The 3,777-nt window shown below is 70.6% G+C and carries 4 protein-coding genes; all 4 read left to right on the top strand.

The window, feature by feature from the left end:
- Positions 1-26: 26 nt before the first annotated feature.
- Positions 27-977, top strand: a complete 951-nt coding sequence (locus tag ACRDSQ_RS08870) for a DUF58 domain-containing protein (protein WP_431420337.1) — start codon at positions 27-29, stop codon at positions 975-977.
- On the top strand, positions 974-1,957 hold the full coding sequence (locus ACRDSQ_RS08865; protein WP_431420336.1) for a VWA domain-containing protein: 984 nt from the start codon (positions 974-976) through the stop codon (positions 1,955-1,957). The genes ACRDSQ_RS08870 and ACRDSQ_RS08865 overlap by 4 nt, the downstream gene beginning before the upstream one ends.
- A gap of 168 nt (positions 1,958-2,125) precedes the next feature.
- Positions 2,126-2,794, top strand: a complete 669-nt coding sequence (locus ACRDSQ_RS08860; protein ID WP_431420335.1) for a GtrA family protein — start codon at positions 2,126-2,128, stop codon at positions 2,792-2,794.
- Positions 2,795-3,575: 781 nt separating this feature from the next.
- The coding region (locus tag ACRDSQ_RS08855; protein ID WP_431420333.1) for a helix-turn-helix domain-containing protein at positions 3,576-3,777 on the top strand (202 nt) is incomplete at its 3' end.

Below are 3,777 nucleotides of genomic sequence, written 5' to 3'. Positions count from 1 at the left end.
GCGCCGGCCGGGGTGGCCGGCAGGCCGTGAGCAGGCACAAGGCCGCCGAGGGCGAGCGCCCGAACTGGGCCCCGCCGGTGTTGCGGGGCGACCGCATGGAAGCGGGCCTGCGGCTGCTGGAGATCGACGTCCGGCGCAGGCTCGACGGCCTGCTGCAGGGCAACCACCTCGGTCTCGTGCCCGGTCCGGGCTCGGAGCCGGGGGAGGCCCGGCCGTACCAGCCGGGCGACGATGTCCGCCGGATGGACTGGGCGGTCACCGCGCGCACGACGGTCCCGCACATCCGCGAGACCGTCGCCGACCGTGAACTGGAGTCCTGGCTGGTCGTCGACCTGTCCGCGAGCCTGGACTTCGGCACCGCCGCATGCGAGAAGCGCGACCTCGCCGTCGCCGCCGTCGCCGCGATCGCCCACCTGACCCGCGGCGGCGGGAACCGGGTCGGCGCGCTGATCTCCACCGGCGAGAAGATGATCCGCATCCCCGCGCGCGGCGGGCTCGCCCACGCGCGCGGCCTGGTCCGCAAGGTCGCCGAAACTCCGCGGGCGAGCCAAGGCGTCCGCGGCGACCTGGCCAACGCCATCGAGCAGCTCCGCAGGCCACCGCGCAGGCGCGGGCTCGCCGTGGTCATCTCCGACTTCCTCGGCCCGACCGACTGGCAGCGTCCGCTGCGCGCGCTGTCGCTGCGCCACGAGCTGATCGGCGTCGAGGTCGTCGACCCGCGCGACATCGAACTTCCCGACGTGGGCACCGTGGTGCTGGCTGACCCGGAGACCGGTCGCCAGCGCGAGGTCACCGCGTCACCGTTGCTGCGCAAGGAGTTCGGCGCCGCCGCGGCCGAGCACCGCGAGGCGGTCGCCAAGGGGATCCGGCAGGCCGGCGGCGGGCACCTGGTGCTGCGCACGGACTCCGACTGGATCGCCGACACTGTCCGCTTCGTCGTGGCCCGCAAGCGCCGCTGGTCCGGAGGCGTCGCATGAGTTTCCGCAACTTCGCCACCCCGTGGTGGTTCCTCCTGCTGGTCGCCGTCGCCGCGCTCGTCGTCGGCTACCTCTACGTGCAGCGCCTCCTGCGCAAGCGGACGCTGCGGTTCGCGAACCTGGAACTGCTGGAGCGGGTCGCGCCGAACCGGCAGGGCTGGGTCCGGCATGTGCCCGCGATCGTGTTGATCATCGGGTTGGTTCTGCTGACCACGGCGATGGCGGGTCCGACCGCGCAGCAGAAGGTGCCGCGCAACCGGGCCACCGTGATGCTGGTGATCGACGTGTCGCTGTCGATGGAGGCCACGGATGTGGCGCCGACCAGGCTCAAGGCGGCCCAGGTGGCGGCCAAGTCCTTCGCCGAGGGGCTCACGCCCGGGGTCAACCTGGGGCTGATCACCTTTGCAGGCACCGCGACCGTCCTGGTGGCGCCGACCACCGACAGGGTCGGCGTGGCCAAGGCGATCGACAACCTGAAGCTGGCCCAGTCCACCGCCACCGGTGAGGCGATTTTCGCGGCGCTGCAGGCGATCGAGGGCTTCTCCCAGGTCGTCGGCGGCCCCGAGGGCCCACCGCCCGCGCGCATCGTGCTGATGTCGGACGGCAAGCAGACCATCCCCACGGAGAACGAGGAAGACCCGCGCGGGTCGTACACCGCGGCGAAGGCGGCGGCCGACAGGAAGATCCCGATCACCACGATCTCCTTCGGCACCAAGGAAGGCACCGTCGACATCGAGGGACGCGTGCAGTCGGTCGCGGTCGACGACACCGCCATGAAGGAAATCGCCGACCTCTCCGGCGGCGACTTCTACCGAGCCGCGACGGCGGAGCAGCTGCGCAAGGTCTACGACACCCTCGGCGAGCAGATCGGCTACGAAATCAAGGAAGCCGACGCCAGCAAACCGTGGCTCGTGTTGGGCACCCTGGCGGCGCTGATCGCCGCGGGCAGTGCCTTGCTGATCGGCCAACGCCTGCCCTGACTTGTGGCCTCCGCAGCAGTGAGCGCCATCGTTTCCGGTTCCTCAGGGGTTTGCTCCGCTCCGATCTCCGAGTACCACGACATCTGCCCGCATATCCGACCCCGGTGGGCGGCCAGGAGTTTCCCGGCCGCCCGCTTTCCGGTCACCTTGCCCTGCGAACCTGGCCGCATGCCCCCCGCTCTGACCGCACGTGGTTTCCATGCCGCCATGGAGTCGGTGACCCGCCGCCTGCCGTTCGGCCTCGCCGATGTGATCCCGCCCAGCCTGCTCGGGTTCGGTGTCATCAACGGGTTCACGTTCCTGGTCGACCTGGCCCTGCTGACGTTGCTCCACAGTGGACTGGCGCAGTCGCTGTGGCTCAGCATCACACTGGCGTATGCGGCGGCGTTCGCCTTGAGCTTCGTGTTGAACCGGGCGCTGAACTTCCGCTCCCACGCCCCGGTCGGCCCGCAGGCCCTGACGTACACGATGGTCGTGATCATCAACTACCTACTGTGGATCCTCGGCGTCGGCAGCGGCCTGGCCGCCCTCGGCGTCGAATACCACCTGGCGCGGGTCTTGGCGGGCGCCTGCGAAGCGGTCTACATGTACTGCGCCATGCGCTGGGTGGTCTTCCGCGATACCTCACAGCTCGGTGGGAACGCGGTACAGCGTCCCGCCGACGACCGCGACGACCATCGGGTGCACGGCGTCCGGCCTGGCGACGGCACGCCATCCCGCCTCTACCCGGACGCCGGGGTGGGCGAGTCCGGCGACGCCGCCCCCGACGATCGTTCCCGTGTGGTCGATGACCAGCACGCACTCGGCCGGACGGCCATCGACCGCGGTCCATCCTGACTGGACCCGGTCGCCCGATTCCGTGTCCACGACCCCGGTGCCTGCGGGCAGCTCGTGGATGGACTCGAGAGCTGATCGGTCGCCGAGCTGGTAGCCGCAGCCCAAGGAGAGGGCCGTGCCGAAGGGCTTCATTCCAAGCGCTTTCGCCGCGGGGATCACCCCCGGGGCGATTCGCAGTTCGGCAAGCGCACCCGGTGCCTCCACTCGCAACGCGATCGCCGCGACCTCAAGCGGCGCATATGCCCGGCGCACGTCCGCGGCCTTCGGCGCGCCGACAGCATGAGTGACGAGCCCGATTGCGAGGACACCCGCCACGAGGTGCCTGGCCCGCGCTGTTTCGCGGAGCGCGACCAAGCCGATCACGGCGCAGGCCGCCAGTGCCGCGACGATCGAGTACCGGCTCACCAGGCCGATGTTCTCGCCCGCCGTGGTGCGACCCAGGCCGATCAGGCAGGCGACTGCGACCGAGAACCACGCGAGTCCGACCCAGCCCGCTTCCCGCGGGCGTCTGCGCCCCAAGGTCAGCAACCCGATGGCGGTGAGCACGCCGCCGCCCGCGATCACCGCGAGGTCGGGTCCCTTCGATGTCCAGAGGCTGCCAAGGGTCGCCGACACGACCGCCAATCTGCCGCTCGGGTCGAAGGCCGACGTCGCCAACGAGTTCTGCCCGGCCGGTGGTCACGGACCGAGCTGACCTGGTCACGGGGTGTTTTCACAACCGTGTCCGCTACCTGTCGAGGTGATCTTTGGGATGAACATCAAGGGCCGTAGGGTGTGGAACGTGGCCGACACCGCAGGTACGCCCCGCACTCGTGCGTTGGCGTCCGCGTTGCGGCGGGCGCGGACTGAGACGAGTTTCGGTGTGCGGGAGGTGTCGCGGCGGTTGGGGATGTCGCACACGACGATCTCGCAGTGGGAGACCGGGAAGCGGGTGCCGCACCCGGAGGATGTGGCGGCGATGCTCGCGGCGATCGGTCTGACGG

The sequence above is a fragment of the Actinokineospora sp. genome (genome assembly GCF_050699995.1).
Classification (GTDB): Bacteria; Actinomycetota; Actinomycetes; order Mycobacteriales; family Pseudonocardiaceae; genus Actinokineospora.
This window is presented reverse-complemented; position numbering and strand designations above follow the sequence as displayed.